The sequence below is a fragment of the Shimia sp. R11_0 genome, assembly GCF_017744035.1.
GTDB lineage: Bacteria > Pseudomonadota > Alphaproteobacteria > Rhodobacterales > Rhodobacteraceae > Shimia > Shimia marina.
The window spans coordinates 416,332-439,932 of sequence record NZ_JAGHQY010000002.1; the positions used below are offsets into that span (position 1 = coordinate 416,332).

Annotated in this window: 23 protein-coding genes and 1 riboswitch; of the genes, 5 read left to right on the plus strand and 18 right to left on the minus strand. The window is 57.2% G+C overall.

Translation table 11 applies throughout. The features are described from left to right. Window positions 1–46: 46 nt before the first annotated feature. The 8 genes from J7382_RS06530 to J7382_RS19920 all read right to left on the minus strand — a co-directional run bounded on the left by J7382_RS06530 (window position 47) and on the right by J7382_RS19920 (window position 8,821). Window positions 47–1,864 carry an ABC transporter ATP-binding protein/permease gene (locus J7382_RS06530; RefSeq protein WP_209068132.1) on the minus strand — a complete coding sequence of 606 codons (1,818 nt, stop codon included), beginning with the start codon at window positions 1,862–1,864 and terminating at the stop codon, window positions 47–49. A gap of 137 nt (window positions 1,865–2,001) precedes the next feature. Beyond that, on the minus strand, window positions 2,002–2,157 hold the full coding sequence (locus J7382_RS06535; protein WP_158500673.1) for a hypothetical protein: 156 nt from the start codon (window positions 2,155–2,157) through the stop codon (window positions 2,002–2,004). After that, the gene (locus J7382_RS06540; RefSeq protein WP_209068134.1) at window positions 2,154–2,609 is read right to left on the minus strand and encodes a hypothetical protein; all 456 of its coding nucleotides are present in this window, start codon (window positions 2,607–2,609) and stop codon (window positions 2,154–2,156) included. The genes J7382_RS06535 and J7382_RS06540 overlap by 4 nt, the downstream gene beginning before the upstream one ends. Next, window positions 2,609–3,880: an agmatinase family protein gene (locus tag J7382_RS06545; protein ID WP_209068135.1), complete on the minus strand. Its 1,272-nt coding sequence runs from the start codon at window positions 3,878–3,880 to the stop codon at window positions 2,609–2,611. The genes J7382_RS06540 and J7382_RS06545 overlap by 1 nt, the downstream gene beginning before the upstream one ends. A gap of 95 nt (window positions 3,881–3,975) precedes the next feature. After that, a complete protein-coding gene (locus J7382_RS06550) occupies window positions 3,976–4,743 on the minus strand; it encodes an ATP-binding cassette domain-containing protein (RefSeq protein WP_209068136.1) in 768 nt (255 codons plus the stop codon). Then, on the minus strand, window positions 4,740–5,552 hold the full coding sequence (locus tag J7382_RS06555; protein ID WP_209068137.1) for an ABC transporter permease: 813 nt from the start codon (window positions 5,550–5,552) through the stop codon (window positions 4,740–4,742). The genes J7382_RS06550 and J7382_RS06555 overlap by 4 nt, the downstream gene beginning before the upstream one ends. Window positions 5,553–5,623: 71 nt before the next feature. Beyond that, window positions 5,624–6,691: a putative urea ABC transporter substrate-binding protein gene (locus J7382_RS06560; protein ID WP_209068138.1), complete on the minus strand. Its 1,068-nt coding sequence runs from the start codon at window positions 6,689–6,691 to the stop codon at window positions 5,624–5,626. Between the two features lie 95 nt (window positions 6,692–6,786). Then, window positions 6,787–6,897, minus strand: a riboswitch (guanidine-I (ykkC/yxkD leader). Window positions 6,898–7,087: 190 nt separating this feature from the next. Further along, window positions 7,088–8,821 carry a LysM peptidoglycan-binding domain-containing protein gene (locus J7382_RS19920; protein WP_247744869.1) on the minus strand — a complete coding sequence of 578 codons (1,734 nt, stop codon included), beginning with the start codon at window positions 8,819–8,821 and terminating at the stop codon, window positions 7,088–7,090. Window positions 8,822–8,920: 99 nt separating this feature from the next. Here J7382_RS19920 and J7382_RS06570 point away from each other — a divergent pair, with 99 nt between their 5' ends. After that, window positions 8,921–9,472: a TIGR00730 family Rossman fold protein gene (locus tag J7382_RS06570; RefSeq protein ID WP_209068139.1), complete on the plus strand. Its 552-nt coding sequence runs from the start codon at window positions 8,921–8,923 to the stop codon at window positions 9,470–9,472. A 2-nt stretch (window positions 9,473–9,474) separates the two neighbouring features. Here J7382_RS06570 and J7382_RS06575 read toward each other — a convergent pair whose 3' ends face one another. Continuing rightward, window positions 9,475–10,236 (minus strand): siderophore-interacting protein, encoded by a 762-nt coding sequence (locus J7382_RS06575; protein WP_209068140.1) that lies wholly within the window; start codon window positions 10,234–10,236, stop codon window positions 9,475–9,477. 179 nt (window positions 10,237–10,415) lie between these two features. Here J7382_RS06575 and J7382_RS06580 point away from each other — a divergent pair, with 179 nt between their 5' ends. Further along, window positions 10,416–11,003: a hypothetical protein gene (locus J7382_RS06580; protein WP_209068145.1), complete on the plus strand. Its 588-nt coding sequence runs from the start codon at window positions 10,416–10,418 to the stop codon at window positions 11,001–11,003. 54 nt (window positions 11,004–11,057) lie between these two features. On the opposite strand, the gene J7382_RS06585 is transcribed toward J7382_RS06580, so the two are convergent. The 5 genes from J7382_RS06585 to J7382_RS06605 all read right to left on the minus strand — a co-directional run bounded on the left by J7382_RS06585 (window position 11,058) and on the right by J7382_RS06605 (window position 17,047). Next, on the minus strand, window positions 11,058–11,657 hold the full coding sequence (locus J7382_RS06585; protein ID WP_209068146.1) for a superoxide dismutase: 600 nt from the start codon (window positions 11,655–11,657) through the stop codon (window positions 11,058–11,060). A gap of 227 nt (window positions 11,658–11,884) precedes the next feature. After that, complete coding sequence (locus J7382_RS06590; protein ID WP_209068148.1) at window positions 11,885–12,451, minus strand: sarcosine oxidase subunit gamma family protein; 567 nt, start codon at window positions 12,449–12,451, stop codon at window positions 11,885–11,887. Next, window positions 12,444–15,458, minus strand: a complete 3,015-nt coding sequence (locus tag J7382_RS06595) for a sarcosine oxidase subunit alpha family protein (protein WP_209068149.1) — start codon at window positions 15,456–15,458, stop codon at window positions 12,444–12,446. Before J7382_RS06595 ends, J7382_RS06590 begins: the two co-directional genes overlap by 8 nt. Continuing rightward, window positions 15,455–15,784, minus strand: coding sequence for a sarcosine oxidase subunit delta (locus J7382_RS06600; protein WP_058239225.1), 330 nt, complete (start codon window positions 15,782–15,784; stop codon window positions 15,455–15,457). Before J7382_RS06600 ends, J7382_RS06595 begins: the two co-directional genes overlap by 4 nt. A 15-nt stretch (window positions 15,785–15,799) precedes the next feature. Then, window positions 15,800–17,047 (minus strand): sarcosine oxidase subunit beta family protein, encoded by a 1,248-nt coding sequence (locus J7382_RS06605; protein WP_209068153.1) that lies wholly within the window; start codon window positions 17,045–17,047, stop codon window positions 15,800–15,802. Window positions 17,048–17,224: 177 nt separating this feature from the next. Here J7382_RS06605 and ccmI point away from each other — a divergent pair, with 177 nt between their 5' ends. From ccmI to J7382_RS06620, 3 genes are read left to right on the plus strand one after another with little or no spacing between them, the layout of a single operon-like run. After that, a complete protein-coding gene (ccmI, locus tag J7382_RS06610) occupies window positions 17,225–18,466 on the plus strand; it encodes a c-type cytochrome biogenesis protein CcmI (RefSeq protein WP_209068154.1) in 1,242 nt (413 codons plus the stop codon). Beyond that, the gene (ruvX, locus tag J7382_RS06615; RefSeq protein WP_209068156.1) at window positions 18,463–18,948 is read left to right on the plus strand and encodes a Holliday junction resolvase RuvX; all 486 of its coding nucleotides are present in this window, start codon (window positions 18,463–18,465) and stop codon (window positions 18,946–18,948) included. The genes ccmI and ruvX overlap by 4 nt, the downstream gene beginning before the upstream one ends. Continuing rightward, window positions 18,945–19,178 carry a DUF1289 domain-containing protein gene (locus tag J7382_RS06620; RefSeq protein ID WP_058239230.1) on the plus strand — a complete coding sequence of 78 codons (234 nt, stop codon included), beginning with the start codon at window positions 18,945–18,947 and terminating at the stop codon, window positions 19,176–19,178. Before ruvX ends, J7382_RS06620 begins: the two co-directional genes overlap by 4 nt. Window positions 19,179–19,260: 82 nt before the next feature. Here J7382_RS06620 and J7382_RS06625 read toward each other — a convergent pair whose 3' ends face one another. The 4 genes from J7382_RS06625 to dusA all read right to left on the minus strand — a co-directional run bounded on the left by J7382_RS06625 (window position 19,261) and on the right by dusA (window position 23,508). After that, a complete protein-coding gene (locus J7382_RS06625; protein ID WP_209068158.1) occupies window positions 19,261–20,616 on the minus strand; it encodes a calcium-binding protein in 1,356 nt (451 codons plus the stop codon). Between the two features lie 155 nt (window positions 20,617–20,771). Then, window positions 20,772–21,560, minus strand: a complete 789-nt coding sequence (locus J7382_RS06630) for a hypothetical protein (RefSeq protein WP_209068160.1) — start codon at window positions 21,558–21,560, stop codon at window positions 20,772–20,774. Next, window positions 21,554–22,381, minus strand: a complete 828-nt coding sequence (locus tag J7382_RS06635) for a sulfite exporter TauE/SafE family protein (protein ID WP_209068161.1) — start codon at window positions 22,379–22,381, stop codon at window positions 21,554–21,556. The genes J7382_RS06630 and J7382_RS06635 overlap by 7 nt, the downstream gene beginning before the upstream one ends. A 110-nt stretch (window positions 22,382–22,491) precedes the next feature. Then, entirely contained in the window at window positions 22,492–23,508 is a 1,017-nt protein-coding gene (dusA, locus tag J7382_RS06640; protein ID WP_209068162.1) for a tRNA dihydrouridine(20/20a) synthase DusA, read from the minus strand. Between the last annotated feature and the right edge of the window lie 93 nt (window positions 23,509–23,601).

Consider the following 23,601-nt stretch of genomic DNA (forward strand, 5'->3'; position numbering starts at 1 on the left):
CTTCACACGCATCGGCTTGTCACACGCATCCGGCAAACAGACGGCCTCACGCCGCATCTTCGTCTGCCTGCTGCCGCGCCCAAAGCTGCGCATAACGCCCCTGCTGTTCCAGAAGCATGCTATGCGTACCCTGTTCCACAACTTGCCCCTGCTCCAACACAACAATGCGATCCGCCTCTGCAATGGTGGACAAACGATGCGCAATAGTGATCACAGTCCGCCCTTCCCCCGCGCGTGCCAGGGCTTCTTTGATGCCCTGTTCCGTTTCTGTGTCCAGCGCGGATGTTGCCTCATCCAGCAACAAAATCGGCGGGTTCTTCAACAAGGTGCGCGCAATGCCCACTCTTTGCTTCTCCCCACCGGAGAGTTTGAGACCGCGCTCCCCCACCATCGTGTCATAGCCTTCTGGCAGGCTTTGGATGAAATCATGGATCTGCGCCGCCTTGGCGGCTTCCTCAATCTCTGCTTGCGACGCCCCTGAGCGGCCATAGCCGATATTATATCGGATCGTGTCATTAAAAAGCACCGTATCCTGCGGCACGACCCCAATGGCGTCATGCAGGCTTTCTTGCGTGACATCACGCACATCCTGCCCATCAATCCGCAGGGCCCCCGCGGCCACATCATAAAACCGAAACAAAAGCCGCCCGATTGTGGATTTCCCCGATCCAGAGGCACCAACGATGGCCACCGTATGCCCGCCGGGCACATCGAGGCTCACCTGTTTGAGGATCGGCCGATCCGGCTCATAGCTGAACTGCACATTGTCCAGCTCAATCCGCCCCGCTGTCACAGCAATCGCTTTGGCATCCGGCGCATCGCGAATTTCGGCGGCATCCTCCAACAAATCAAACATCTGTCCCATGTCCACAAGGCTCTGTCTGATTTCGCGATAGACAAACCCCAGGAAATTCAAAGGCGCGATCACCTGCAGCATATAGGCATTCACCATCACGAAATCGCCCACTGTCAAATCGCCATCAGAGACGCCCATCGCCGCCATGGCCATGACCGCCACCAATCCGGCATTGATGATAAACGCCTGCCCAAAGTTGATGGCAGCAAGGGAATTTGCGGTCTTGATGGCGGCCACTTCATAGCCCGCCATGGCCTCATCATAGCGATGCGCCTCGCGCTTCTCAGCGCCAAAATACTTCACCGTTTCAAAGTTCAGCAGGCTGTCAATGGCGCGCTGGCTCGCCTCATTGTCGCGATCATTCATCACGCGGCGAATGCGCACCCGCCACTCCGTGACCGCAAAGGTGAACCAGACATAAACCACCATTGTCCCTGCAACGACCAGCAGGAACCGCCAATCAAACAACACCGCAAGCACCGTGCAGATCATCACCAATTCAAGAAACAGCGGGCCAATCGAAAACAGCATGAAGCGCAACAGAAACGCCACACCTTTCACACCGCGGTCCATAACGCGGCTGAGCGCGCCGGTGCGACGAGTCAGATGATAGCGCAGGCTCAACGCATGGATATGGCGGAATGTAGTCATGGCCAGCCGCCGCAACGCCCGCTGGCTGACTTTGGCAAACAGCAGATCACGCAGCTGCTCAAACATAACCGCCAACAAACGATTGCAGCCATAGGCCAGCGTCAGACCCACCGCGCCAAGCGCAAGGATGGGCACACCTTCACCGGCCAGCGCATCCACTGCGCCTTTGTAGAAAATCGGCGTAAACACAGCGACCACCTTGGCAGCCACCAGCGCCATGAGCGCGACAACCACCCGCAGGCGCAGCCCCGGCGCATCGCTGGGCCAGAGGTAGGGCAGAACGCTACGGATGATCTTTTTGCCCGAACGTCGCTCTTCTTGCGCGATTTGCTGGGCGGTTTTTTCCTGATCTGCCATGCTGCCTTCCCGGTTGATGGTCGCTCAGTGTAAAACGCCCACAACCAAGGGCACAATCGAAAAGCATCTGGCCCAACGCACCGAAAATTTGGTTGAGATCGCAGAGGCGCGCACTCAAAAAGCCACGCCTCCTCTGATCACTTCATCGATTTAAACGCCGCGCCCGCCAAAACCACCAGAACCGCAAGCAATAAAAACAGCTCCGCCCCATGTGTGTGAAAGCTTCCCTCAGCATGAGCCAAAGCCGGAGCCGCGCCCAAAACCGTGAATATCAAAGCAAGCGTCTGTTTCATTTTTCCATCTCCTGTTTGCGCTGGTAAAGAAAGTCGCGAATGTCGAGCGTGGATTTTTCATCCATCGACACATAGACCAGCGACATATTGGTACGCTCCTGCACCATTTCCCCCGGAAACGGCAGGTAGCTGAGTTCACGTGAGCCAAAAGAGGGAGAGGCGGTGCCAATCTGCCAGTCGGTTGTGAGCGTGACATCGATTAACTTCAGTGCCTTTGCGCCATCTTTGGACGCACGCTCAAAGGGCACGCCTGCAAGCTTCAGATAGCTCGTCTTGTCGCGCGCCTGCAAAAAACCTTCGATGAACTGCGCCGTCAAGACCTGTAGATCTGCCGCTTCATCTTCATGATGCATATGGCTGTGCAGATGGTCACCATGGGCGTGATTGTGACCCTGCCCATGGTGGGCAGAATCGAGACTGTGGTCGTGAGGATGTGGGTGATCGTGTGGCATTACGGGCCTACCTTATGCGGGCCATCGTTGGACCAGCGTTGCCCTTCAAAGTCGCCATGGGGTGTGGTCACCGGCTTGTCGATGAACCTCTTATGCGCACCCATTTTGCCGTTTGACACCAGCGCACCAAGCACATCCACAATCACGCGGGTGCCCATCAGGGCGGTGATGTCAGAGGTGTCATAGGGCGGCGAAACCTCCACAAGCTCCATGCCACAGATGCCTTCGGCGGCAATGCCGGATGCCAGCGCCAGCGCCTCGCGAGGCAAGAAGCCGCCCGGCTCCGGCCAGCCCGTGCCAGGCACAAAGCCACAGTCGATGCTGTCGATGTCAAAAGACATATAGACCATGTCCACCCCATCCCAGGCCATCTCCAGCGCCATTTCGATGGTCTTGTCCACGCCCATCTTTTCCATGTCCCCCATGGTGATGATGTTGGTTTCACGTTCCCGCGCGACTTTCACAGCCTCGCGCGGCACCTGCCAGCCGCCGATACCAATCTGGACCAAATTCTTGGCCGGCACATTGGGAAGGTTTGTGGAATGAAACCAAGGTGTTGTGTGCATCCGCTCATCCAGATCTTTCTCCTGAATGTCGGCATGACGGTCAAAATGCACTATGCCGATTTTCTTGGAGGTGCACTCCGCAATGCCGCGCACACAGGGGAATCCGATAGAGTGGTCCCCGCCAATCATGATCGGCAAAGAGCCTGAGCTGAACACATGGCTCACGGCCCGACTGATCTGATCAAAGCTCTTTTCGATATTGGCCGGAATGGTGAAGACGTCACCGGCATCACACAACGTCATCTGCTCACGCAGATCGACGCCAATTTCATAATTGTAAGGCGTATAAAGCGCAGAGATTTTGCGCACGCCCTGTGGCCCAAAACGGGTGCCGGGGCGATAGGTGGTGCCTCCGTCAAACGGGATGCCAAGAACCGTGGCATCATAGTTGGCGACCTCAAGAACATCCTCCGCATAGGGCGCCTTCAGAAAGGTATTGATCCCCGCGAAATGCGGCAGCTCCCCGCGCGCGAAAGTCGGAATCGATTTGTCCTCAATGCTGTCCGCCCCCGTAAGCCCCATCCGAAGCGCCCAGCGGCGCTCTTCATCATGGCGCCCCTCTGGCAGATCTGCCTCTTTCAGCATGGCTTTCCATCCGGCGAGTTTGGTCAAATCCGGGTGGTGGTGTCGCTTTTCGCGACGGGTAAGGATGTCTTGCAGGTCACTTGGATGATGTGACCCTGTGCGTTTTGGATCTGAAAACAAAAGGTGTCTCCCAAATCATTGCCTGCCTCATGGCAGGGATCTCCGAGCCTTGGTGACCATTCCATGCGGAGCCCGGGGGCGCATGGAATGTGTAACTATCCCGCCGCCAGAGACGGAAAGTGATCAAGAATATCCTGATGAGGCACGCCGCCATGACGGGCATCAAAGTCATAGGTGATGGTTGCCCCAATCACGTTGGGATCCTGCGGATCCCAGCGCGGCTTATCAAAGACCAGCACCCGGTCACCCAGCTTGAAGGCCTCTTCAAGATCATGGGTCACCATGAACACCGTCATGTTGGTTTCGTCGCGCAGTTCCATCAGGAAATCATGCATTTGCAAACGTGTGCCGGGATCAAGCGCCCCAAAAGGCTCGTCCAGCAACAGGATACGCGGCTTCGCAGTCAAGGCTTGGCCAATGGCGAGACGCTGCTGCATCCCCCCAGACAGAGACGCCGGGAATTGCTGTCCCACATGGCTCAAGCCGATGCGGGTGAGCATCTGATCGGCGCGCGCAGCGGCCTCTTTGCGCGCCGCACCACGCAGGCGGCCAAAGCGGGTTTGAAAACCTTCAGCGGCCATCAGATTGTCACGCACCGTCAGATGCGGAAACACCGAGTATTTCTGAAACACCACCCCACGCTCACGATTGGGCTCCACCGCTGTTGTGCCACCTTCAATACTGATCTCGCCTTTGTAGGGGCGCTCTTCTGCCAACAACATGCGCAGGAAGGTGGATTTGCCACAGCCAGAGGCCCCAACAATCGAAACAAACTCCCCCTCTTCCGCTGAGACCGACACACGCTCAAGGATCGAACGATCTCCATAGCGCTGCCACACATTTCGGACGCTCACAAAACTCATAGGCCGGCCTCCATCCAAGGGAAGGCCCGGCGCGAAACGGTTTTGAGCAGCCAGTCAATGACAAAGGCCAAAAGCGTGATCCAGATCACATAGGTCAGGATCACATCCATCGCGAGGTAACGCCGCACAAGGAAGATGCGGTAGCCAAGCCCCACGTTGGAGGCCACGGCCTCTGCTGCGATCAGAAAGAGCCAGGCGGAGCCAAGGGAAAGTCGCACATTGGAAATCAGCCGTGGCAACACCTGTGGCAGCGCCACACGCGCTGCAATCACCCAGCTGGAGGCTCCTAACGTTTGCGCCTTCACAATCTGCTCTTTGGGGATGTCCATCACCCGTTGCGCCAGATCGCGGGTCATGAAGGGGGTGATGCCAATCACAATCAGCACCACTTTAGACAGCTCCCCAAGGCCAAAGACAATGAACAGGATCGGCAGCAAGGCCAGCGGCGGCACCATCGACAAAACCGCAACAAAACGCGACAACGTCGCGCGCGCATAGGGCAACAGCCCAATCGCCAACCCAAAGATCAGCGAAAGCGCCGCAGAAATGCCAACGCCCCCAAGCAGCCGCGCCAGACTGGCCGCTGTGTCCTGCCACAGCAGGATCTCTTTGGAGCGTTTGTCAGGAACTGTGAACAAACGCTGCGCCGTCTCTGCAATGGTCGCAGGCGCAGGCAACAGCTTGTCTTGCGGATTGGCGGCAAGGCGCATGTCGGACGCAATGCTATAGGCCACAAGCAGCATCACAAATGGCACTGCCGCAAGCAGCACAGCACCGGGGCGCGCAGGTCTCATGTTGATCAGGCGCATGGCAAGCCTCCTCGTCGTTGGCCATGGCCCGGCAAACGCGATCTGTCTGCCAAGGCCATTTTTCCAATGCGTTACAGCGCGCCGTCCGCCGCCATCTGCATGTAGGTGGTGTCAAAGCGGAACTTCACGTTGCCCGCATCCCCGGTCACGGTCCCATCCGGATAGGCAATCCCGACAAAATCCGCACTTGGGGCGCCTTCGCCCAAAATACCCTTGTCAAACAGGAACTCCGCCACACTGGTCATGGTGGTGGGCAATGCGTCAGAGCTTGCTTGGGCAACAGCCGCTGCCGGGTCAAAGAACATCTCCGTGGCCGCCATCTGTGCTTTATAGCCCGCCAAGTCAGTACCTGATGCCTCCGCCATCGCCGTCAGCGCAGCTTCGTCACCTGCCGCCATCAGCCCCATGACTTCATACCAAGCCCCTGCCACGGCTTTTCCAAAATTGGGATTGGCCTCTAAGACCTCAGTATTCACAACCATAAGGTCGAGAATTTCGCCCGGTATCTTGGAGCTGTCAAAAAGGGTCACCGCATCGGAGCTGGTCCCAAGAATTTCCGACACCAGAGGGTTCCAGGTCACAACAGCCTCCACATCCGGTGTGGCATAGGCCGCGATCATATCCGCATCAGAGGTGTTGATGACAGATGCCAGATCCGCTTCTTCAAGCCCGACGGTGTCCAACCCCCGCGCCAGCAGGTAATGCGACACCGAAAGCTCCACCAGATTGACCGGCTTGCCTTTCAAATCGGCCAAGCTCTCCGCCCCTTTGGCAATCACCGCGTCATTGCCGTTGGAGTAGTCCCCCACGATCAGCGCAGTTGTGTCTACGCCACCACCCGACGGTATCGACAACGTGTCCATATTGGTGGCGGAGACCCCGTCAAAAGCACCGGCGGTGTATTGATTGATGGACTCGACATAGTCGTTGAACTGCACGATCTCCACATCAATGCCGTATTTGTCGGCCCATTTGTCCATGATGCCGCTGTCTTCAAGATAGCCCCATGGCATCCAGCCCACATATATAGACCACGCCAACCTGAATTCAGTTTTCTCTTGGGCTGCGAGCGGTGCCGCAAATGCACTCAAAACCCCTACGGAAAGCGCGGTAGCCAACAGTTTCTGTTTTCCTTGCATGTCATTCCCCGTTGTCACGTCCCGCCGACCTCTAGGTTGGCTTTACGTCCGCTGGCGGAACAAAGAGATCAGGCGCGGACAAAACCAGCGCAGTAACCTCCCGGGATTTTGCCCCGCCGTGTGCCTGCCGGAATTTGCCGGTCAGGTGGCGCTTCTTGGACCAGACTTGCCTCTCTCAAGGCAACGGAACCCTAAGCCCCCTGCACATTCAGGACAGCCCAAAGCCGCGATCTCGCGCAAGTCACAGTCTCAAAAATGGCAAGGCAAACCGATGTGCGCCGAGAAAACGCGCAGAAAAATAGATCTTTGCACTACATTTGGGCTCAAAACAGGCGCAAGCAAGGGCGCTGTGCCCGCTGACGGACGGAGCCCCTCGTCATTTCGGAGAAGAGGTTATCACTCAGGAACGGTAAAAACCTGCCCCGGATAGATCAGATCAGGGTCGCGGATTTTGTCTTTGTTGGCCTCAAAAACCCGAAGATACAAAAGACCTTCGCCATATTGATCACGCGCAATCGCCCAAAGAGTGGAGCCCGGCTGTACCGTCACAATCTCCACAGCCGGAACCGCAGCAGGCTGCGTTGTCACCGGCGCAATCTCCGCTGGCTTTTCCTCAGCCACTGTTGCGTCGACAGCCACCTCGCCGGCAGGCGCTATATCCTGTGCAGCGCCTGCATCAACGGTCACCGGCTCCTGCGAAACCTGACCAGCCTCGGTTTGAGCCTTCACGTCGTCGGCAACAACTGCCTGCGATATCTCCCCGGCAACTGCCACGGCAACGGTAGTATCGTCATCACCTGAAGTATTCGCACCTGTGGATGTGATGTCCGCGCCCGCCGCAGTATCAGGGGAGGCCTTGGCAATTTCTTCAACAGCCTTTGTGGTCTCTGCAGCTTCTGTCTGCACAGCAGCGGAAGCAGTCTCCGTTACAACAGTTTCCCCTGCCTCACTTGGCGCAGGTGCCTCTGACTGCCCGCGCGCACGGGCAACAGTCTCGGGTGTTTCACGTTTAAACGGCGTCGCAACACGCGATGTCACTTTGCCTTCCGGGTCCAATTCATCCACCCGCAACTCATAGAGACCGCCAGCCACATCAGCCAGTTGCTGAGACCAGAGCCCGGCATCCCCAATCGTTGCCTGAGCGACAAAATCATTGTCCAGATACAGGCGCACAAAATTGCTTGGATTGCCACGGCCAGAAACCATGACCGCCCCGGTGTCAGTATAGCTGATGGAGTCAATCGTTACCGCCGCCAATACTTCCTCAACGGCCTCTTCTGGCGCGGCGGGTTGCACCACACGCACCCCTTCTGCGTCCGAAATGATCACAGCTGGCGCTTTGGAAACAGTCCCTGCAAGAGGCTCGGAGCTTGCTGTGCCTTGAGCATCCTCAGTGGAAGACGTGCTCTCTTTCACAGCGACAACAGCGACTTCCGCATCATTTTGCACCTGCCCCGCACGCGGAACGTCAGAGGCCACATCCTCTGTGGCTTGTGCCTCTGCGCCCTGTGCCGCAGATAAAACGGGCGCAACAATCACTGTTGCATCAGACAGAACATCTCCATCTTCGCCCCGCTCAGCCAAACTGAGCACACGCGGTTTTTCGCTCGGATCAATCGAAAGAATAGCAGCAAATTTTCCGTCGATGTCCACCGGCGCGAGGGCAATTTCTTCCCCATCCAGCAGGATCGCCAGCAACGCATTTGGCGCGGCATTGCCCGCCACAACTGTGTTGCCTTCGGCATCCACACGCACAACATCAAAAGACGGCGCAATGACGCTAACCTCTTCAAGGTTCTCGCCCTGAACCGGCTTCTCCGTCGCAACACCAGCAGTGTCAGAGCTGCTTTCTTGTGTCGGGGCCGCACCATCCGCTGCCGATGTGGGCTGCTCTGTAGCCGCCGCCTCATCGGCATCTGCGCGCGATGCAACTGCGGGCGACGTCGTCGTTTCAGTTGCAAGGTCTGACACGGAATTGCTGACCTCAGACGTGCCAGCCTCCTCAGCGGTCTCTAAGCCACCCTCAAGGACGCCGCTGGCCAAAAGAGCATAAACGGAGACGCCCAAAGCCACCACGACCCCGGCCACCCAAACCGCATTTCCACTGAATACTGACGCTTTTTCGCTCATCGCCGCTTATCCCCCGAAGTCGGCCATCATCTTGGTTGAGCGAGCTTACCAACAGGGGTAGGTCTGGTCAAAAGAGCATTGAACATATTGGAGAATTTCATGGCAACACACTCTATCTGTGTCTTTTGCGGCTCACGTTCCGGTCAAGACCCCGCGTATCAGGCCGCAGCAGAAGACTTTGGTGCGCGAATTGCAGGCAAAAATTGGCGGCTGGTCTATGGTGCAGGCGATATTGGATTGATGGGGGCCGTCGCCAATGCGGCACAAACCGCAGGCGCAGACACTTTTGGCGTGATCCCGACGCATCTGCTGGAATGGGAAGTGGGCAAACGCGATCTGACCAAATTCATCGTCACCGAAAACATGCACGAACGCAAAAAAGTGATGTTCATGAACAGCGATGCTTTAGTGGTTTTGCCCGGTGGTGCCGGATCTCTGGATGAGTTCTTTGAAGTGCTCACCTGGCGTCAGCTCAGTCTGCATGAAAAACCCATTGTCTTGCTCAACATCAATGGGTTCTGGGATCCTTTGATTGCGCTGGTCGACCATGTGATCGCACAGGGCTTTGCCGAGGCAAGCCTGCGCGCGTTTATTCAAGTGGCCTCAGATGTAGATGAGCTGGAAGAGCTTCTGAGCAGCGCTTTAAGCTAAAGTCACGCGGCCGCGACACTGTCAGCCTGTTTGTCGACCTTATGTTGATCCTCAGTCCGCCCAGCCCGCCAGTAGCTTGAAAGATAGAACTGGTCGCGCCCCACGGCGCGGTCATTGCGATAGTAGCCACGTAAACTGCGCATCGTGTCAAACTCACAGGCGGTCCAGACGCTGACCTTACCATCAAGCCATGGCATCGCTTTGACCTTCTCAACCAATGCGCCTTTCTCGACCTCAGGCGCAGCATTGATCACCCAGTGCATTTCGACGTTCTCAGGCAGTTCCAGCGCCACCTTGTCCGCCTCTGACCGCACTTCCACCACAACATAGCCCTGCGCTGTGGCTGGCAGGCGTTCCACATTGCAAAGCAACGCTGGAAGGCCGGTCATATCCGCCGCGATCAGATACCAATCCGCAGCAGGATCGACCATCTTGATCGTGCCCGGCCCTGCAATCAGAATGTTATCTCCCACACGCGCATTCAGCGCCCAGTCCGTTGCAATCCCCCCGCTCTCTCCATGCAGAGCGAAATCAACGGTCATCACACCTGACGCAGCGTCAAAACTGCGGATGGAATAGGTGCGCATCACAGGCCGATCAGGATGACTGCGCGGCACATCCGGGAAGATCAACTTGATATAGCCGCCATCACAGTTGTCAGGAAATTCTGCAAGGCTCTCCCCTGCAAATACGATGCGCAACATATTAGGCGTCACCAACTCCTTACGCAGCACACTCAGCACTCTCGTTGCGGTTTTTGCCATCAGAAGATCCCATCTTTGATTTCTATCGCTCAGATGAACATCATATATCCGACAATTTTAATCAGCAAAATACCTAAGTACCATGCACAGAGTGCTCTTGCCGCATACGAATCCTATAATTTTGGATCTCAGGGCCACAAACGTGATAGTGTGCAATCATTTGAAGAAGGAACGTTTTATTGAACTTGAGAAATCTCCTATCTGCGACCGCTCTCATTTGGGCCAACGCTGTCTATGCAGACCCAGACACTATCTTCGACCCGCTCACCATAGCCAGACAAGAAAACCCCACTGCCGAGCTGGAAGAAGAGCGCCAAGCACAAAAGAAACAATTTGAAGAACGCAAGCAGAGGGAGGAGAAAATACGCCGCGTAGAGGCCGACATCTCAAACCTCAACCTGTGCATCCGCGCTTATTATAAATCTTTCCGAACCGGTCTTTTTGGCAGCGATCGGGATTGGGCGTATGTTTATAACGTGCATCTCGTGCGCGGCGAAAACTGCAAGGGCGCTGCGGAGAATGGCAACCTTACAATCAGCAACATACGCGCGGGTTCCAGCGTTCTGGTCGGCGAGAAACGGTGTCCGGCGACGAGCGAGTGCCACATAGTCCGAAAGCTCGACAACGAATCCGGAAACGCTTGCTTCACTGTCCGGCTAGATCGCCATGACTATTCTTGGCAAACAGATGTCTGCGGCTTCCGGCATCGTGGGCCCGGACCATCAGGTCTCTACAGACAATTTAAACTCTACCTCACCACAAGCTAGACACAAAAAAAACGGCGCCTAGAAAGCGCCGTTTGAACTCTTCTAAAACTCAGATCACATCCGGGATGCGACGTTTTCCCAGTTCACCAGGTTGTTCAGGAAGTTGTCCAGATAGGCTGGGCGCTTGTTGCGGTAATCAATGTAGTAGGAGTGCTCCCACACGTCACAGCCCAACAGAGCGGTCTGGTTGAAGCAGAGCGGGTTCACACCGTTTTCGGTCTTGGTCACGGCCAGAGAACCGTCTGCGTTTTTCACAAGCCATGCCCAGCCGGAGCCGAACTGGCCAGCGCCTGCTGCTGCGAATTGGGATTTGAAGTCGTCAACAGAGCCAAAGCTCTCAACCAGCGCTTTTTCCAGTTCACCCGGCATTGCGGATGCGCCTGGGCCCATCATTTCCCAGAACTGGTTGTGGTTCCACAGCTGAGAGATGTTGTTGAAGATGCCGTTTTGCGCCACTGCATTTGCATCATAGGTGCCAACGATGATCTCTTCGAGAGTCTTGCCGTCCCACTCGGTGCCCGCGATCAGCTTGTTGCCGTTGTCGACATAAGCTTTGTGGTGCAGGTCATGGTGGAATTCCAGGGTCTCAGCAGACATGCCTTTGTCAGCCAGAGCGTCATGAGCGTAAGGAAGATCGGGGAGTTCGAAAGCCATTGCAGCATCCTCTTCTGTTGCGCGAAATTTCTTCTGGTCACAGATGGGGGTTAAAGCCCCCTAAGGTCAAGAGCAAAGGGCCAAAATCAAGCCTGTCCACCGCGAAAACCGATCGAAGGGTCAAGGCTTGGACTTAGGTCAAAACAACCGCCATCGTGCCCAGCCAACGCCAGAAACAAAAACACCCCCGAATGGGGGGTGCTTTTTTGATGTCTTGCAAAAGGACGTCAGTGAAACCCGACTTCGCCTCCCGGCGTCGCAGAGACTTTGAGCAGATCAAAGACATATTGCGCCACAGAGCGGAAGCAGATCACTTCAAAACTGCCGTCCTCATTACCCCAAACCGCCGCAGGCACCTGGGCAAAGCGGGAGCGACGGATATCGCCGACGCCAAAGGCGTCTTTGCCAAAATCCACCGGTGCCAGCTTGGCAAGGACATCACGGCTGCCTTCGCCAGAGACGTGATAGACGGCACGCGCGTCCGACACATTGGCCACAAGCGCATGGGACGACGCCAGCGCAGTGGTCAGCGTGGCTACAGTCTCAAGCACCTCTGCGTAATCCACAACGACCAGCAGCTCATCCGGCGACATCCAGGCCACGACACCTTTGTCACCGGACGCCACTTTACGTTGTGCCGGCATCTGCGCACCGGTGGCCGCTCTCACGGCCGCCGACATTTCCGCGCTATCCAGATCTCCGCGCACGGTGATCATACCGCGCAGACCGGTTTCTTCGACTTTTACAAAGCCTTCAAACGATGCCCCGTTCAGGGCGCTCACAGCCTTAGACATTCTGCTTCTCCCCATCTTTGTCATAGAACACCGGATCCACCACTTTGGCTTTCACGGTAGAGCCGTCCACCTTGTTGAATTCAACAACATCGCCAAGGCGCTTCATACCGCCATGGATCAGGCCCATCGCAATGCCGCGATCCAGCGTTGGTGAGTAATATGTAGAGGTCACACGCCCCTGCACATTGCGCTGATCATTGGCATTTTTGCCGTCGGCGATGATGTAAGCACCGTCAGGGATGACAGAGCCGTCCACAGTTTCAAAGCCTGCCAGCTTCCAACGATCCTCAGAGGCCATATGGTCACGTGTCTGCGCCCGCTTGCCAAGGAAGTCTTCCTTCTTCTTGGAGATGGCCCACTGCATGTTGAGATCCTGCGGGATCACGGTGCCGTCGGTTTCATCCCCAATCATGATGAAGCCTTTTTCGGCCCGCATCACGTGCAGCGCTTCGGTGCCATAAGGCATGATGTTGAACTCTGCGCCAGCTTCCAAAAGCGCATCCCAGAAGGCGCGGCCCTGGCTGGCTGGCACGGCGATCTCGTAAGACAGCTCCCCAGAGAAGGAGATCCGGTAAGCGCGGGCGTCAAATTCGCCAATCTTGCCGTCTTTCCACTCCATGAAGGCGAGGCCTTCTTTGGAGACATCCATCTCACCGCCCAGTTTCTCGATCACCTTGCGGGCGTTGGGACCCACAACCGCGATCTGCGCGTATTGCTCAGTCACATTGGCGGTGTAGACTTTCCAGTCCCACCATTCGCACTGCAGCCAGTCTTCCATCCAGCCGTGGATGCGCTCTGCACCCCCGGTGGTGGTGTGCACAAGAAAGCTGTCTTCGTCGATACGGGCAACAACACCATCATCGATCAGGAAGCCGTTCTCGTTACACATCAGGCCATAGCGGCATTTGCCCGGCTTCAGCGTGGACATCATGTTGGTGTACATCATGTCGAGGAATTTGCCCGCATCGGGGCCCTTGACGATGATCTTCCCAAGCGTAGAGGCATCCAGAAGGCCCACACTGTCGCGGGTCTGGCGGATCTCTCGGGTTACAGCATCCGCATGGCTCTCGCCGTTGCGCGGGAAGCAGTATGGGCGCCGCCAATGGCCCACTGGCTCAAAGAATGCGTCATTGCTTTCGTGCCACTCATGGATCGGCGTGCGCCGCAGCGGCTGGAACACCTCGTCACGTGCCTCACCGCCAATAGATCCCATGGAGATCGGCGTGTACGGTGGGCGGAACGTGGTGGTGCCCGTCGCCGGGATAGGCTGATTAAGTGCATCAGAAAGCACAGCCAAGCCATTGATGTTGCTCAACTTGCCTTGATCTGTCGCCATGCCAAGCGTGGTATAACGCTTGGTATGTTCAACGCTTTCATAGCCTTCCTGAGCGGCCAGACGCACGTCAGAGACCTTCACGTCATTCTGATAATCCAGCCAGGCTTTCATGCGCAGCTTCGGGCCAGCACCCTGCGGCATCAGCCACACAGCCTGCATTGCACGCTCTACGTCACTCTCACCTTTTGGCGCCACATCGACTTCGGCCTCACAGCCTGCGGCTTTCGCAGCGGCAACACCCGCCTCATGTGCATTTGCCAAGACATCGCCAAGACCCAAAGGCCCACTTGCGCTGCCAGAGGTGGTCACAAAGGCTTTGCCATCATGGCTGGTTGGTGCGCGATCCGCATCTGGGCGGAAGTGAGACTGCGTCTCATCCCAGATCAGCTTGCCGCCGCAATGGGACCAGAGGTGCACAACCGGCGACCAGCCGCCAGACATGGCCACCGCGTCGCAGGAGATTTCCTCCAGCGTTGCGCCTTCACCTGCCTGCGCACAGATCGCAACGCCGGTCACACGCTTGCCGCCTTTGACCTTCGCGATGCCTTTGCCAAGCTCAACACGGATCCCCATGCCTTTGGCTTCGGTCATCAATGCGCCGCCGCCATTGGCCCGCGCATCAAGGATCACAGGCACATCAAGGCCCGCTTTCTTCAGCGCGATTGCCGTGCGATAGGCATCGTCATTGTTGGTCACAACAACCGTGCGATCCCCGGAGGAAACCCCGAAGTTCTCGGCATAGTCGCGCACAGCGGAGGCCAGCATCACACCTGGAATATCGTTGCCAGCAAAGGACAGCGGGCGCTCGATCGCACCCGTGGCGGTCACGATCTGTTTGGCGCGAATACGCCACAGACGATGACGCGGACCATCGGTGAGCGGCGCGTGATCCGTCACACGCTCATAGCCCAGCACATAGCCATGGTCATAAACGCCAGCCCCCATCATGCGGTTGCGCAGCGTGACATTCTTCATGCCTTCAAGCTCTGCCACAGTCGCCGCAATATACTCGGCCACAGGCGCGCCTTCGACGGTGCCGCCATCCACAGAAGCGCGGCCACCCCAATGGGCGGTCTGCTCCATCAACAGGACCTTGGCACCGGACTGTGCCGCAGCCTTGGCAGATTGCAGGCCCGCGATACCGCCGCCCACAACAACCACGTCAAAGAAGGCATAGAAATGCTCATAACGATCTGCATCACGGTCTTTGGGCGCTTTGCCCAGACCAGCAGACTGGCGCACAATCGGCTCAAACACATGTTTCCACGCCGCTGCGGGCGCCATGAAAGTCTTGTAGTAAAACCCTGCAGGCAGGAAGCGCGCCGCATAGTTGTTCACCACACCCACATCGAATTCCAGAGACGGCCAGTGGTTCTGTGAAGACGCCGTCAGCCCGTCAAACAGCTCGGTTGTGGTGGCACGTTGGTTCGGCTCAAACTTGCCACCCTGCCCCATATTCACCAGCGCATTGGGCTCTTCGGCACCAGAGGCCACAACCCCACGGGGGCGGTGGTATTTAAACGACCGGCCCATCAGCATCTGGTCATTTGCCAGAAGCGCTGAGGCCAATGTGTCGCCTTCATATCCGGTGAACTGTTTGCCGTTGAAGCTGAACTTCACCTGTTTGGCGCGGTCAAGAAGCCGCCCGCCTGTGCTCAGACGTGTGCTCATGAGAATTCCCTCCACGACCAATTCGGTTGAACGGCCGAGATCTTGTCTTTGATGTCTTGTGGCGGTTCCAGCGTTTGCGCGGAGTATGTGCCAAAGACCTGAAGCGTCATGGTGCAACGCGCCGCGTGGAAAAACTTGCCGCAACCGTTGGAATGGCGCCAGCGCTCAAAATGCACGCCCTTGGGGTTCTCGCGCATGAAGAGATAGCCTTCAAACTCATCGTCACTGGAGCCAGGGCCAAAGCGCTTCAGATGCGCCTCGCCTTCGGCATGCAGTTCAGTTTCTTCGGCCCAGACGCCGCAATAGGGGCATTGTAGTGTCAGCATATTTGCACCCTCTCCTTAGTGTGCCACGCCAGCCGCGACGCTTTCGTCGATGAAGCGGCCTTCGATGAAACGTTCCATACCAAACTCTGCCGAAAGCGGGCCCGGCTCGCCTTTGGCGATCAGCTCCGCAGTGGCCCAGCCACCGCCCGGAATGGCTTTAAAGCCGCCAGTGCCCCAGCCTGCGTTGATAAAGCAGTTGCCAAGTGGCGTTTTGCCAATCACCGGGGAGCGGTCGCCGGTCACATCCACGATGCCGCCCCACTGGCGCAGCATCTTCAGACGGCTGACCATCGGGAAGGTTTCGACCAACGCACGCACGGTTTCCTCAACGTGATGGAAGCTGCCGCGTTGGGTGTAGTTGTTAAACCCATCGGTGCCGCCACCAATCACCATCTCACCTTTGTCAGACTGAGACATGTAGCCGTGCACAGTGTTGGCCATAACAACCACATCCATGCAGGGTTTGATCGGCTCAGACACCAGCGCCTGAAGCGCAACAGATTCCATCGGCAGACGGAAGCCCGCCATATTTGCGAGATCGCCAGAGTTGCCCGCCACAACAAGACCCAGCTTGTCACAATCAATCGGGCCTTTGGTGGTGTCCACACCGGTGACCTTGCCGCCCTCTTGGCGCACGCCGATCACTTCGCATTTCTGGATGATGTCCATGCCCATGTCAGAGCAGGCACGTGCATAGCCCCAGGCCACTGCATCGTGACGCCCCGTGCCGCCACGTTCCTGCCAGAGACCACCCAGAACCGGATAACGTGGGCCGTCGATGTTGATGATTGGCACCAGCTCTTTCACGCGCTCTGGGCCGATGAATTCGGTTTTCACGCCCTGCAACGCATTGGCATGTGCCGTGCGCTGGTAGCCGCGCACCTCATGCTCGGTCTGCGCCAGCATGATCACACCGCGCGGAGAGAACATCACGTTGTAGTTCAGATCCTGAGACATGGTCTCATAGAGAGAACGGGCCTTTTCATAAAGCGCTGCGGAAGGATCCTGCAGATAGTTGGACCGGATGATCGTCGTGTTACGACCCGTGTTCCCGCCACCAAGCCAGCCTTTTTCAATGATGGCCACATTGGTAATGCCGAAATTTTTGCCAAGATAAAAGGCCGTGGCGAGACCATGCCCACCAGCACCAACGATGATCACATCGTATTTCTTCTTGGGTTCAGGAGACCGCCACGCACGTTCCCAGCCCGTATGATAACGGGCCGCTTCGCGGGCGATGGCAAAGGCTGAATATCTTCTCATGTGCGTGATTCCGATATGGGGCAACTTAAGATAGTTTATGAACTTTTTGTTGAGACGCACACCACGCTCATACCGTCTATTTGCGTTCCTGTTGCGACATGTGGTGCCGCTCACGCGATTTTCGCTTTCAGCCTCCCCTTGGCGACACTACATGTATGGCAACTTCGTGGAGGCCATATGATTTTCTGGATAACAGCGACCGCGTTGACACTGATCACAGCGGGTTTCTTTGCACTCGCGCTGATACGGCGTCCGGCAAATGAGGAACACCCGGCAGCCTATGATCTGCGGGTGTATCGCGATCAGCTTAAAGAGGTCGATCGTGATCTCGCCCGTGGCGTCATCGCCCAGGCGGATGCAGAGCGCATCCGCACAGAGGTCTCGCGGCGTATTCTTGCGGCAGATGCCCAGATGCAGAAACAAGACAGCGCCGCACAGGGTACAGGCAAAGGCGCAGGCCTTGCAGCTCTTGCGCTGGGTCTGTTTGTCGTTGCAAGCAGCTTTGCCCTTTACATCTGGCTTGGCGCGCCGGGTTATCGGGACATGCCACTACAACTCCGCCTGGAACTGGTCGCCGAAGACATGCAGAACCGACCGTCTCAGGCAGAAATGGAGGCCCGTCTGCCTGCAATCGATCCCGCAACGCCTGAGCCTGAGTTTGCCGAACTGATGGCCAAGCTGCGCGCTGCCGTGGCGGAGAACCCTGATGATTTGCAAGGGCAGATGCTGCTGGCACGCAATGAGGCCAATCTCGGCAACCTTCAGGCCGCCTACACGGCGCAGGAAAAAGTGCTCACGCTGAAAGGTGCCGAGGTCAGCGCGGGCGACTACGTGACACATGCCAGCATGATGATCGCAGCGACACAGGATTATGTCTCACCAGAGGCGGAAGCAAGCCTGCGCGCGGCACTGGCAAAAGATCCGCTCAACAATCTGGGTCGGTATTATTATGGCCTGATGATGTGGCAAGGAGGACGCCCCGATGCGGCGTATAGAATTTGGGATCAGGTGCTGCGCCAGAGCCCGGCAGATGCGCCCTGGGTGCCTTCCATTCGCGCCACGATCACAGAACTCGCATGGTACGCGGGTATCGACTACAAGATGCCTGAACTGGTTGCCGACCATAGCAATCAACTTGCCGGGCCAACCGCCGAAGATGTGCAAGCCGCACAGGATCTTTCTCAAGAAGACCGTCAAGCCATGATACAGGGCATGGTGAGCCAGCTGTCCGACCGGCTTGCCACTGAGGGCGGCACACCAGAAGAATGGGCGCGCCTGATCGCGGCCTATGGCGTGCTCGGAGAAAATGAACGCGCGGCAACCATCTGGCAAGAGGCGCAGCAGGTCTTTGAGAACGTGCCGGAAGCCTTGGCAATTGTACGTACAGGCGCTGAACGCGCAGGAGTGGCGCAACCATGAGCGAAATTTACCAAACCATCGAAGACTTGGCTCCCAACCTGCCCCCCATGCGGGCCTTGATGGGGCTTGATCTTGGCACAAAAACCATCGGCGTCGCCGTCAGCGACAGCATGCGGTCAGTGGCCACCCCCATTGAGACTGTGAAACGCAAAAAGTTTGGTGTGGACGCGCAAAGGCTGGTGGACATCATCAAAGACCGCAATATCGGCGGCATCATCCTTGGCCTTCCCATGAATATGGACGGCAGCGAAGGCCCCCGTGCCCAGTCCACCCGCGCGTTTGCTCGCAATCTGGCACCGCTGGTGGATCTGCCCATCGGCTTTTGGGACGAAAGACTTTCCACGGTCGCCGCCGAAAGAGCGCTTTTGGAGGCGGATACGTCGCGTAAACGTCGCTCTGAAGTCATCGACCACGTTGCCGCCTCCTATATCCTGCAAGGAGTTCTTGATCGGCTGACCCATATCGGGAGTGGTGCACTGTGAGCAAAGACACGGTTTGGAAACGCAACGAAGTTGAAAGCCCCTGCGTACGCCAATGTGTCGTGCACCCTGAAGCACGTATCTGTACGGGATGCATGCGCACGATTGATGAAATCACGCAATGGAGCAAAATGACCGCTGATGAACGCAGCGCAATCATGCTCGAATTGCCCACACGCGCCCCATTGCTGAAAAAGCGGCGCGGCGGTCGCGCTGCACGGCTTCAGCGCTAACCCTTTCAAACGCAACGCGCCCCGCCCAAGGCTTTAAAACCTATGAGACGGAGCGCGCCAAAACCACCAGAACCCTCAGACTTTAGGGGGTCGAAGGTGTTGGTGTGGGCGTTGGTGCGGGTGAAGAGGAGGCCGGCACAATATCGCTCTCCACAATTGCCACATCACTCGCCTCAAGAGCCTCCGCGCGCACTTCGGCAACCGGCTGCCCATCAAGGCTGACTGTGATCCAACCAGCGCCAAGATCCGCTGAAGGTGCAAAGGTCACCGTGCCATCCGTCTCCCCCTCTGGCACCAGGATCACAATGGAATCTTCGCCCGTGTAATCTTCGATTTGTGGCAGGTTGTCCGCATCCACCCAGGCACCAGTATTGAAGATATCCGCCCCCGCACCGCCAAAGGCGGTATCGCCGGAGCCCAGCAAGAAGGCATCATTTCCGGCTTCACCGCGCAGCGTGTCTGCGTCTGGTGTCGCGCTCTCCTCGATCACGCCATCATCATTGCTGTCATCCACACCAGACAGGATGTCATTGCCAGCGCCGCCCAAAAGGCTATCCGCGCCGTCTCCGCCAATCAGCGTGTCATCGCCACGGCCACCAAAAAGCGTATCGGCCCCAGCTTCGCCAAGCAGGCTGTCATCACTTGTGGCACCAGACAGGATATCATCCCCTGCGCCCCCTTGAAGCGTGTCATCGCTGTTGCCGCCCCAAAGGCTGTCATCGCCTTCGCCGCCAATCAGCGTGTCGTTCTGATCACCGCCACGCAAGGTATCGTCACCTTCGCCGCCATCCAGCAGATCCGCACCAACACCGCCAATCAGCACATCCTGACCGGCTTCCCCGGAGAGAACGTCATCACCGGCCTCGCCAAGCAAGCGGTCATCCCCTTCGCCACCTTCAAGCGAGTCATCGCCACGCGCGCCTTCAACAGAGTCGTTGCCAGCGCCCGCTTCCACAAAATCATCCCCCCAGCCGGCAAGGATGCGATCATTGCCCTCATTGCCTTCCAGCGTGTCATCCCCGGTGCCACCACCAAGGACGTCATTACCTTCGCCGCCAGACAGGAAGTCATTGTTGTTGCCGCCTGCCAACAGATCATCACCATCACCACCGATCAGCGTATCGTTCTGATCGCCGCCGCGCAGCGTGTCGTTGTCGTCACCTCCGTCCAGGCGGTCTGCACCATCGCCACCAATCAGCAGATCGGCACCGGTACCACCGTTGACAACATCGTTGCCCCCTGCCCCATCAAGACGGTCATTTCCAGCACCACCCGTCAACGTTTCATCTGAAGCGTCGCCGTTTTGTGTGTTGCCCTCAACCACGTCAACTTCATCCAGGGTATTCACCCCTGCATCACTTTGATTGTCGTCGTCGTCATCCAATATAAGGGCTGTGCCCGCAACTGCGGCCAAACCCAACAAAAGAAGCAGTTCCATGAGATACCAAGCCTAAAGTTCACGATTATCAATTGTGAATCTTTATTGATTCAATTTCTACGGAAGTACAGCCTCACGCAGGCACAGTCCCCAGCAGAAACCCAATGCCCGGCGAGGCGAAGGATTGTTTCCAAAACCTTACGTATCGTTGCGATTTATCCGCCATCTTGGGCGATCCAAGAGGGAACACCTCCAGCAAGGATTGGGCGGAAATAGGCCACTGCACGACAGGGCGACTCAACGTCTCCACCAACCCATGGCGCAACACCGTGCAAAGTCAGACGATGCATCACAATCGCCTCACCCGGCTGCGCGCAAACAGGCACCCTGTTGCAAGTTTCAAAAATTGTCTTGCGGGTTTCCTGATAGACTGCGCGCACGTCGATCTCATGCCAAGTCTCAGGCGGATGCGGGGCAAAGACCTCACCCAACGCCTCGCGTAGAACCTCGTGACTGCCTTCCCAGATCACCAGCGGTGACTCCGAAGCGGCGTTTGTCGTGAGTGGCATCCCCAAAATCCAGGCATGTGGCTCTTCCACACGGCGGCCGCCGTCTTCTCCGCGCAAAAGACCATCCAAATGCGCAGCATCACGATTGCGCCGATAGCGAAGCCCCGCTTCATTCTCCCCACGGCGCGCTTTGGGATATCCCGGAAAAACAACTGACATCTGCGCAGGGTGTAAATCTGGCAAAGCCCCAAACAGCGTCTCAATGGCCCGCTTGGGGCCCAGAGGCAAATCTGGTCCACCGGGGAGCTTGCCCGCCACATCATTGTTCAGCGCATCCACGCCAATGAACCATGTGCCCTCACAATCCCACCAAGGATCGTGCTCAGGTGCGTGCATACTCTGCTGCCCTGCCTCCCAAGCATGCTCCGCCCAGGCTTTGACCTCGGCATCAAACGGCAGTTTGGCCCAGCCTTTCTCAAACAGATCCGTCACCATCCGAAGGCCTTTCTCAGCATGTTGAGGGCCACCAAAGTCAGGAAAACGGCAAAGACGCGCTTCAACGGCTTAGGATCCATGGCATGCGCAAGCTTCACCCCAAGCGGCGCCGTCATCAGCGTCATGGCGATGATGATGAAAAACGCCCCGAGGTTCACCGCGCCGATCGTCAAAGGCGGGCGATTTGCCGGGTCGATGTCCACAAAGAGAAATCCAATCACCGCCGGAACCGCAATGGTCACACCAAACCCTGCCGCCGTTGCAACCGCTCGGTGAATGGGCACGTTGAACAGCGTCATAAGCGGCACGCCAAAGCTGCCACCGCCAATGCCCATCAACACCGACAGAAATCCAACAGCCGGGCTCAGAGACAGACGCTTTGCCCCGCCCGGCATGGCCTGCCCCAACCGCCAATGCGCCTTACCAAGCCCCATATAGGCTCCAATCACCAGCGCAAGGCACCCAAACACGATCTGCAGCGTCACAGAGCGCAAATTGGCCGCAACCATCACCCCGACGATGGCCCCCAGCACAATGCCCGGTGCCCAGCCTCGCAGAATTCCCCAGTCCACCGCGCCCTTCTTATTGTGACTGGCAACGGACCGCAGCGAGGTCACAATAATTGTGGCAAGTGATGTGGCCAGACAGACCTGCATGAGCTGCGGTCCACCATAGCCGAGCCCTTGAAAGGCATAGAAAAACGCAGGCACCAGAACAATACCGCCGCCCACCCCCAAAAGCCCGGCCAGCACCCCGGCCAAGGCACCAATCGCCAACAAAAGGACAAGCATTTGCGCCAGCAGCATGGGATCATGAGACATCTTTGGGCTCCGAGGATTGTGTTCGCGCGCAAGGTAAAGCCGAAAACCCAAACCGCTGCAAGCGCCACCAAAGCAGGCCCCGATCACATGGCCCTGAAAGACCACGAGCGTCAGGCGGCCGCACGTGTGACAAAATCCAGTGCCGTCAAAACCGTCTCAGTATCGGCCTCTTTGCGCGTGGCGTTTTCAGAAAGGTATCTGCGCCAGGCCCGCGCACCAGGACGTCCTGCAAACAGCCCAAGCATGTGGCGCGACACCTGATGCAGCTTGCCCCCCTGGCTCAGATGCGCCTCAATATAGGGCAGCATCATATGCACCACAGCCACCGCATCGCTGTCAGCCCCCCTGCCATAAATCCGACGATCCGCCTCACAGAGCACATCCGCCGGCGTATGATAGGCCGCACGCCCAATCATCACCCCATCAAGGCCTTGCGACAAATGTAGTTCTGCCTCTTCCAGAGTTTGCACCCCACCGTTCAGGGAAATGTGCAAATGTGGAAAGGCCTGCTTCATCTGATGCACCAACGGATAGTCCAATGGCGGAATGTCGCGGTTCTCTTTTGGGCTCAGCCCCTGCAACCAGGCCTTTCGCGCATGCACGGACACCCGTGTCACCCCCGCCTTTGACATGGTTTCCAGAAACTGCGGCAAGACCTCTGCCGGATCCTGATCATCCACCCCGATGCGGCATTTCACCGTCACAGGCACAGAAACCACGTCCTGCATCGCCTTCACACAATCGGCCACAAGATCAGGGCTGCGCATCAGAATGGCCCCAAAGGTGCCAGATTGCACACGGTCACTTGGGCACCCACAATTCAGATTGATCTCATCATAGCCATGCGCTTCAGAAAGCACCGCCGCCTTGGCCAATTCCGCCGGATCTGAGCCCCCAAGCTGCACCGCAACGGGATGTTCTTCATCACTGAAATCCAGAAGATGCACCGCCCCACCACGCACCAAAGCAGGCGCCGTGACCATTTCCGTGTAAAGCAACGTTTCCTTGGACAGCAGCCGATGCAAAAAACGACAATGGCGATCCGTCCAATCCATCATCGGTGCAACTGACAGGCGTGCCGCGGGGGCGATGGAATCAACAACTTCAGATTTCAACTGCGTTTTCATTGTGTTCCACCTTAAAGCTGACCTTGTGGATGCCGTGATTTCAGACAGTCTTTGCTGATAGCAAAATCACCGGCGTCAAACAACTGGCACTGC